This is a genomic window from Paenibacillus sp. 01T422 (assembly GCF_056398785.1).
The window spans coordinates 1-8,290 of sequence record NZ_JBFTQB010000305.1; the positions used below are offsets into that span (position 1 = coordinate 1).

8 protein-coding genes are annotated in these 8,290 nt (G+C 46.7%); all 8 read left to right on the top strand.

Annotated elements, in window-relative coordinates:
• Positions 1-641 (top strand): RICIN domain-containing protein (locus AC1DUA_RS17860; protein ID WP_477501052.1); only part of this gene is annotated, 641 nt, incomplete at its 5' end.
• A 117-nt stretch (positions 642-758) separates the two neighbouring features.
• Positions 759-956 carry a hypothetical protein gene (locus AC1DUA_RS17865; protein WP_477501053.1) on the top strand — a complete coding sequence of 66 codons (198 nt, stop codon included), beginning with the start codon at positions 759-761 and terminating at the stop codon, positions 954-956.
• A gap of 49 nt (positions 957-1,005) precedes the next feature.
• Positions 1,006-1,944, top strand: a complete 939-nt coding sequence (locus AC1DUA_RS17870; RefSeq protein WP_477501059.1) for a glycoside hydrolase N-terminal domain-containing protein — start codon at positions 1,006-1,008, stop codon at positions 1,942-1,944.
• Between the two features lie 16 nt (positions 1,945-1,960).
• Positions 1,961-3,118, top strand: coding sequence for a glycosyl hydrolase family 95 catalytic domain-containing protein (locus AC1DUA_RS17875; RefSeq protein WP_477501054.1), 1,158 nt, complete (start codon positions 1,961-1,963; stop codon positions 3,116-3,118).
• Positions 3,048-3,557, top strand: coding sequence for an RICIN domain-containing protein (locus AC1DUA_RS17880; RefSeq protein WP_477501055.1), 510 nt, complete (start codon positions 3,048-3,050; stop codon positions 3,555-3,557). The genes AC1DUA_RS17875 and AC1DUA_RS17880 overlap by 71 nt, the downstream gene beginning before the upstream one ends.
• A gap of 233 nt (positions 3,558-3,790) precedes the next feature.
• Positions 3,791-4,810 carry an S-layer homology domain-containing protein gene (locus AC1DUA_RS17885; RefSeq protein WP_477501056.1) on the top strand — a complete coding sequence of 340 codons (1,020 nt, stop codon included), beginning with the start codon at positions 3,791-3,793 and terminating at the stop codon, positions 4,808-4,810.
• Between the two features lie 149 nt (positions 4,811-4,959).
• Positions 4,960-6,738 (top strand): sensor histidine kinase, encoded by a 1,779-nt coding sequence (locus AC1DUA_RS17890; RefSeq protein WP_477501057.1) that lies wholly within the window; start codon positions 4,960-4,962, stop codon positions 6,736-6,738.
• A gap of 116 nt (positions 6,739-6,854) precedes the next feature.
• Entirely contained in the window at positions 6,855-8,174 is a 1,320-nt protein-coding gene (locus tag AC1DUA_RS17895; protein WP_477501058.1) for an ABC transporter substrate-binding protein, read from the top strand.
• The last annotated feature ends 116 nt before the right edge of the window (positions 8,175-8,290 follow it).

The window sequence follows — 8,290 nt, forward strand, 5'->3', positions numbered from 1 at the left end:
GACCCGGAGGGACCATTGAGATCCGCTTAGGGAGTGTGGCGGGTACGCTGGTAGGCACTTGTACGGTACCGTCTACTGGAGGAGGGCAAATTTGGCAAACGGTAGGCTGCGGAGTAACGGGTGCCACGGGCGTGCAGAATGTATACCTCTTTTACAAGGGAACTGGCGGCCCTCTCTTCCATCTGAACTGGTTCCAATTTAGCCAGTCTGCCATGGTAGGTGGCGTGTATAAACTCATCAATGTCGGGAGCGGAAACCTTGCCATGGACGTGAAGGGAAATGCAACGGCGAATGGGACGGCAGTCATTGCGTCACCAGATATCGGCGCTGTAAGCGAGCAATGGAATATTAGCGACAATGGCGACGGCACCTTCAGGCTCCTTGGTGTCCCAAGCGGCAAAGCGCTGGATGTTACCGCAGCCACAACGACGGACAACTCAAAGACGATTATATGGCCTTATGGGGGTTCGCCCAACGAAAGGTGGAAATTCAACGCTAATGCAGATGGCACCTATACAATTGTCGGTGTCCAAAGCAACAAACCGTTGGATACGCTTCTAACCGGCACCGAATACTCGGTGGTTATTAAGACGGCGAACGGTACGGCAAGTCAGAAGTGGAGACTGGTCAAACTGCAATAAGGATGAAGATTTGGTTAAAGGGTGTCCTTGGGCACCTTTTTACTAGTAAATGGATAGCTCTAGATTTTTCGAAATAATCCTTACAAGGCCTTCGAACAAGATCGAGGAGGAGATATTATGAAGAAASTAAAAGCAGGTTTCATAAGCATGATGGTTAGTWCTCTTCTTGTAACAAGCATAGTTTCAGTGGGGACATCGAATCAAGCTCATGCTAATGTAGGAAGTACGGCACTGCCTGTCCAGAAAACTGGCAATTGGGATGATTTGAAAATCAATTGGACAACGCCGGCTAGCGGGACAGAGCGAACCCTTTAACAATTATAATCCAAACCGCAAAACAGCTCTAAATAGTACAAGAAGCCTGCTGGCAGAAGCGGATACAGCAACAACAGTAACGTATCGCGAGCAGAAATTAAAACAAGCTGAAACGGCTGCCAATGGGATGTGGGGATATGCGTATATGGCTAACTTTCTGCCCATCGGCAATATTGTCTTGGATGTCCCGAATACGACGGGATATACGAATTACAATCGAGAACTTCATTTGGATAAAGCTGTTGTGACTACCACGTATAAAGTGGGTAACACGACTTATAAGCGCGAAGTATTTGCTAGCTACCCCGATCGTGTTATGGTTGTCCGAATGACCAATGACGGCGGTCAGCCGATGAGTATGACAGCCAAGATGACGCTGCCGAATGAGATGAACGGACATGGAACCATCTCTTCATCGGGCAATGAAATCCAAATGACAGGAACAGCCCCTTACGCTTACGCTCAGTACCCAACCACCCTGTGGGCAGACGGGAGAGGCATGACGTTCGATGCTCGTCTTCGCKCCAGAACGACGGGAGGAACSATMACAGCAACYGGAGGSAATTTRAACATTTCAGGCGCTTCGGTCATYGAACTYCTATATGCCGATGCGACAAGCTACAAGGATCCGTTTACGAATCCGAATCCAAGCCAAGGCGGCAACAATCCTACTCCAATCGTAACGGGGATTATGAACGCGGCGTTTGCCAAAACCTATGACCAGCTCCTGAGTGCCCACCAGACCGATTATCGGAGTTTGTTTCGCAGGTTATGGACGGAAGTTAACGGCAATACAGGTGATGCCAGAGCCAATGTCCTCTCCTATCAGTATGCGCGTTACGTTTCCATTTGCACTTCCAGAGCGAATACATTTGATCGACCGCATAATCAGCAGGGAATGTGGAATTACATGTGGAGTCCTCGCTCGAATGGAGCGCATTTTTTTAATGAAAATGTAGAGAAGATGTATGCATTGACTTGTTGCTAATAAGGATGGTTATCTCGTGACATCGCCCTCTACTTCACCAGAAACGAAGTATGTTTTGTCAGATGGCACAAAAATTGCTGTGAGCCAAGGTTCGACGATTGATATGACAGTCATACGAGAACTGTTTGAAAATGTCCTTGAAGCGGGGAGCATATTGGAAACAGATTCTCCTGCGGATGTTGATTTGCTGAATCGTATTCGAACGGCTTTGTTGAAGCTGCTACCTTATCAAATTGGAACTGGCGGTCAAATGAAAGAATGGAATAATGATTACGCGAACGTAGATCCAAGTCATCGCCATGCTTCCCATCTCATCGGTGTCGGTTTCCTGGATCAGATCACGAAAAGAGGCACGCCTGATTTATTTCAAGCAGCTAAAGTATCGCTAAACATGCGTAGTTCAGGCGGATATCACCCGGATAGCGGGTACATGTGGGCACGACTAAATGATGGGAATAAAGCTGCTGCCCTTGCAACCATTTATCCGACGAATCCTTCGGTAAATGAATGGCAAATAAAAAGCGCGTATTATCCAGAACTCTTTGTGCAAAGTCATACCGGGGAAATTGAACTTCTCCCTTCGCTGCCTACTGCCTGGACAAGTGGCGAAATTACAGGCGTGAAAGCGAGAGGCGGGTATGAACTGAGTATCAAATGGGCAAACGGGCAGCTCGTATCCGCTCAAATTGATTCCCCGACTGGTACGGTTCCTGTAATTCGGTACGGTAATCAACTTCTGAATCCGTTTACAGATTCGAGGATTACATTCGTGCGCGGAAATACACAATCTGCATTCAACCAAATCGAAGCAGAGAACTACGACAGCCAATCAGGCGTCCAGCTTGAGAGCGCCTCAGACAAAGGCACGGGATATGATCTCACATCGATTGACAATAATGACTATACCGTCTATAACAATGTTGATTTTGGAAGTGGCGCAGCTTCATTCTCAGCYAGAGTTGCGAGCAATGGACCCGGAGGGACCATTGAGATCCGCTTAGGGAGTGTGGCGGGTACGCTGGCAGGCACTTGTACGGTTCCGTCTACTGGAGGAGGGAAAAATTTGGCAAACGGTAGGTTGCGGAGTAACTGGCGCCACGGGCGTGCAGAATGTATACCTCGTTTACAAGGGAACTGGCGGCCCTCTCTTCCATCTGAACTGGTTCCAATTTAGCCAGTCTGCCATGGTAGGTGGCGTGTATAARCTCATCAATGTCGGGAGCGGCAACCTTGCCATGGACGTGAAGGGAAATGCAACGGCGAATGGTACGGCCATTATTGTGTCACCAGATAATGGCGCTGCAAGTGAGCAATGGAATATTAGTGACAATGGTGACGGTACGTTCAGGCTCCTTGGGGTCCCAAGCGGCAAAGCGCTGGATGTTAACGCAGCGACAACCACGGACAATTCGAAGACGATTATATGGCCTTATGCGGGTTCACCGAACGAAAGGTGGAAATTTATAGCCAATACGGATGGCACCTATACAATTGTTGGTGTCCAAAGCAAGAAACCGTTGGATACGCTTCTAACCGGCACGGAATATTCCGTGGTTATTAAGACGGCGAACGGTACGGAAAATCAGAAATGGAGACTGGTCAAACTGCAATAATTCAATTGGCTTGGTTAAAGGTGCCCTTGGGTACCTTTTTTTATTTATAGATCTTAGAGATTTCAGGAGAGGGCAGTTGTCCTGTCCCAGTTCAAAAATAATCATGAATAGGACAAAAAACATCATGAGCGTGCCGCTCAGGAATCGTTATAATTTACTTGAGAGCAATTTCCTGTACCCATACTTGTAAGCGTTTGCAAAAATTGTCGAATGAGAAGAGAGGATGAACCCAAATGAAACATACCATCATTTTGAGTGCCGCCTTATGCACACTATGCAGCACGTTTGCCTTTGCACCTGCTGCTTTTGCGGAGGACGTGTCCCAATTTACGATGTCGACGTCCGATACGGAATCAACGGGGGAATTTACCATCACCTTGAAGGGGGAGCAGCTCACAGATTTATATGCGTATGAGGCCAAATTCAGCATTGATGCAAGCAAGCTGGAAGTAGTCAAGGCGGAAACGAAAATAGAAGGTTTCTCCATCTCGCCAATTGTGAAAAACAATGAAGTAACCATAGCACACACGAAGGTCGGTAAAGTTTATGGCGAAAAGGGAGATGTCATTCTAGGCACCATAACGTTTAAAGCCCAAAAAGTAGGAACAACAAATGTGAAGTGGACATCCCTGAAAACGGTGGACCACAATTTGAAAAGAAAATCCTTATCTTTAAATGAATCGCAAGATTTCACCAAAATTTTCAGTGACCTAGCTGGGCACTGGGCGAAACCTGACATTATGGAGATGGTCGGCAAACAAATCGTGGAAGGCATGGATGACGATCATTTCGCGCCAGACACGAATGTGACAAGAGCGCAATTCGCGACACTCATTGCGAAGGTATTAAATCTGAAAGATGATGCCGATCAAACTCCGTTCGACGATGTTGCTTCAGGCTCTTGGTACGAGTCTACGGTGAAAAAGGCGTATGCAGCAGGTTTGATTAATGGCATATCCGAGCATGAATTTGCCCCGGAGAAAAACATTACGCGCGAGGAAATGACAGCGATGCTCATCAGAGCGAAGGCGATTGCAACTGGAACGAAACTGGAGGATATGCAGGCGACTGGAGAAATTCCGTTTGGTGATGAGGCTGCCGTCAGCGAGTGGGCCAAGCCCTTTGTTCAGCTTGCTGTGGGTGCGGGCTTAATGAACGGAAGATCAGATCAAGCATTCGTTCCACAGGAACATGCCAGCCGAGCCGAAGCGGTGGTCGTACTAAAGAGGCTTTTAAAAGAAACTGGCCATTAAGCCGAGCGGAATAGAAGCGGCAACTCAGTCATGTCGAAATATAAGAGTTTTTGTCGTATTCAAAAGGAAAAAAAGGACATTTCCTTAAAATGACCGAATGTAAGGTGAGATAGTCATCTTTTCTATTTTGACATGACGGGGTGCCCAGAATGAAGTTCTTAGCTAAACCGTGGACGTTTTCGGCGACGCTCCATGTCTTGTTAGTTGTGATGGTGGTGTTCCCCATCGTGATCATTTCGACAATGATTCTGCAAGTATATAAACGCGATCTGCTGCAGCAAACGACAGAACGTTCGCTGCAGACGCTGCATGCGGTCACCTACTCCGCCCAGCAGGAGATCAGCAAAATCGAGTACGTGACGGCGGCAGTCGGAGTCGATCGGGATATCTTGTCGATTGCCACTCAGCTGCATCAAGCGGATGAAAGCAATCGTTATGCTTACATTAATGCGCTCGGGCTTGCGCTTAGCCGATATACCTATTCGATGTCGAGCCAGCTTCTGGCGATCCATTTCTTCTACAAAGATGGAGGCGTGTATTCGTTCCAGCAAAATCTGTCCACGGATGAACAGGAGGTTCGTGCGATGGAGTGGTATCGGAAGACTTTGCAGCAAACGGATAATGTCCAGTTTCTGGGCTTGCAGCGTATGATGTTGTTTGGCCAGACCGTACCGTCAGGATTATCTGCAGCCATTGCGCCGAGCGCTTTTCATACGTTAAGCGATGTTGAAATGGTTTGTTTTACACTGAACGAAGAAGCGTTCGATAAAATTTTCCTACAGCAGCCTTATGATACATCCGCTTTCGTCATTGTGACTGGAGAAGGGCAAGTCATCGCATCGAGCAGCAACTGGGATGAAACGAGTGAGAGTTTTGCAAGGCTTGAGCAAACAAAGTCGTCTAGTGAAGGGCATTTTATCGACAAAGCTAGTGAGACAGAGATGCTCGTCACGTATGCAGCCGTTGGCCAAACAGGGTGGAAAGTCGTGCATGAAATTCCGTATAGCGAGCTTACCGCCAATTACAACCGAATTTATAAAGTCGTCCTGCTTGCTACCTTTGTTGTTATTGCAGTATTTTTGCTCATTTCCTTTTATTTAGTGAAAGGTCTGACAAGACCTATTCATGTGTTGGTACGCAAAATGTCCCTGGTCATGGAGGGGGATCTGAATGCCAAAATCGGTACATCTGGCATTGCCGAAATGGCTACGCTTGGCCGTACGTTCAATCATATGCTGGATCAGATTAAGCTGTTGATTCGCCAACGCGAAGAAGAGGAGCAGATGAAAAGGAAAGCTGAGTTCGCCGCCTTGCAGTCGCAAATTAACCCGCATTTCCTGATTAATACGCTGAATGCGATTAAGTTGATGGCGCTCATCAGCAAGGTGGATAACATTCGGAACATGACCAATGCCTTGATGAGGCTCGTTTCTTCTTCTTTTAACCGGGGAGGCATCCTTACACGCTTTTCTGATGAAATTGATAATTTGAAGCATTATTTATACATCATGGAAATCCGCTATGGTCATAAATTCGAAGTAGAATGGCAGATTGATCCGCAGGTGGAGTCGAAGTATTTGCTCAAGCTGCTGCTGCAGCCGGTTCTGGAGAACAGTATCGTACACGGGATGGCGGGCAAGGAATCGCAGGGTAAAATCGTGATAGCCGCCAATATTCATGAAGGCAGTCTATACATCGTCATCGCCGACAATGGCGAGGGAATGACGGAGGAACAGCTTCAACAGTTCCGGGCGAAAAGCAGTCCTCATACGTTTACGGGGATGGGATTTGCCAATGTGCACCACCGCATTCAGCTGCATCACGGGGAAGATTACGGTTTAAGACTAGCTGCCAATGAACCGGAAGGAACGAAAGTGACCATGAAAATCCCGCTAATTTTCAAAGATAAAGAAGAAGAATCGTTCTAATGGTTCAAAAAAGATCAACTCTATGACCGAAAAGATCATTTGGATGCGTTTACATCACGGGTATGATGGAAGTAGAACAAATGATTACAGAATCAATCATTGGAGGGGTAACGAAGATGGGAAAAAGAAAATTAGTAGGCACTGCACTAGTCAGTGGGATCATGCTGCTCAGCACCTTAACAGGTTGCGGCAAAGATACGGCTACACAGCCGGCGGCATCCACCAAGCCTGTAGAATCCCAAGCGGCAGCTGCGCCGACACCGAAACCGGCCAATCCTGTTAAGCTGAAGCTGGCAATGTGGGACGCAAAAGGAGATTTGACATTTTGGCAAGAGAAAGTGAAAGAGTACACCAAATTAAAGCCGAACGTAACCGTTGAAGTGGAAAAAGTGCCCGACAATGGCGGTCAGTACTTAAAGGTACGTCTAGCTGCCAACGATTTGCCGGATCTATTCTATTTGAAGCCAGGGCATATGCAAATTTACAAACAGTCACTTCTGACTCTTGATGAATTAAATGGAGCTAAAAATAATAAATTCCCGGCCAAAATTGATGGAAAGATTCTGGGAGCACCTCTCGTGTCATTCTCCGAGTTCGTTTACTTCCATCCGAGTGTGTTCAAGGAACTGAACTTGGAGGTGCCGAAGACGCTGCCAGAGTTCATGTCTACGATGGAGAAAATTAAAACGAACGGCAAATACACGCCGATCGCAATTGGAGGCAAGGAAGACTGGACGTTCTATCCGTTCATGGAATTCGGACCTCATATCCTTTCCGGCGATGAAAACTACTTGGGAACGTTAGCCAAGACACCTGAACCGTTTGGAGACGGCAGCACATTTGATAAAGTTGGCAAAGTAATTAAAGAAATGTCGAGCAAGAAGTTAGCTGGACCGGATGCGCTTTCGATCTCCTTCGATCAATCCACACAGCTGTTTGAATCCAAGAAGGCGGCTATGATCGCTGCTGGTCAATGGTACTACGGGGATTATGCCAATCGTGTGAAAACGGACGAAGACTTGGGCGTGTTCCCGCTCCCTTTTAGAAACTCCGAAAGCGAACCGTTGACTTCCATGACGCTGTCCGATATGAATATCGGCATCAACAAAAACAGTAAGAACGTAGAAGAAGCCAAAGCGTTCTTCGAGTGGATGTTCAGTAAAGACGTTTACCAAGGTTATATCAATAACGCCCAACAGTTCTCCACGATAGGCGGCGTGAACTCGGAAATTCCTTTCTTCAATAAATGGACGGAAAAGTATCCATTTAAACCGTTCATTTACTCTGCAACGGATGAAGCTTTTGCAAAAGTAAGCGGCGCAGCTCAATTCGATTTTAAAAAGGCGGCTCAAGAAATCTACTCAGGCAAACCGATCGATACGTTAGAAAAAGAACTAAACAATAAGTGGAAAAAAGCGGTTGAATCGAACAAATAAGTTTGGAAGAGAAGGCACTACCTAGGCGACTGGCATAGTGTCTTCTCTTATATACAGGAGTGATTATATGAATTATCGGATGCAGCAAAAAGTCGTAATTTTCTCGTTTCTATTTG

Coding starts and splice junctions, on each gene's coding strand:
- AC1DUA_RS17895 (WP_477501058.1), top strand. CDS start 6,855: ATGGGAAAAAGAAAATTAGTAGGCACTGCACTAGTCAGTGGGATCATG.
- AC1DUA_RS17890 (WP_477501057.1), top strand. CDS start 4,960: ATGAAGTTCTTAGCTAAACCGTGGACGTTTTCGGCGACGCTCCATGTC.
- AC1DUA_RS17885 (WP_477501056.1), top strand. CDS start 3,791: ATGAAACATACCATCATTTTGAGTGCCGCCTTATGCACACTATGCAGC.